The sequence below is a fragment of the Streptococcus mitis genome (genome assembly GCF_946190325.1).
GTDB classification, from domain to species: domain Bacteria; phylum Bacillota; class Bacilli; order Lactobacillales; family Streptococcaceae; genus Streptococcus; species Streptococcus mitis_CF.
Window position 1 is genome coordinate 1 of record NZ_CAMHZR010000087.1, and the last position, 233, is coordinate 233.

The window sequence follows — 233 nt, forward strand, 5'->3', positions numbered from 1 at the left end:
TTGACCTGATTCATGAGAAAGTTATAATTCATGACCGTACTGGTATGACTACTTCCTGGATAGCTCACCAAGTCTGAAATCTTGTCCTTGGTCGTGTTCAAGAGCTCAATCTCACTCTTTAGATTGTCACGTGAACTCTTTAAATCACTATGTAATCGTGTAAACACCTGACCTGGTAACTTTGCATGATTGCTTGAATCAATCTGGTAGTAACCATCCTTGTACAGTAGGAG

At 39.9% G+C, this 233-nt stretch carries 1 pseudogene; it reads right to left on the reverse strand.

From position 1 onward, the window contains the following. Positions 1 to 233, reverse strand: a pseudogene (locus tag N8M95_RS09275) (T7SS effector LXG polymorphic toxin); the annotation flags it as partial.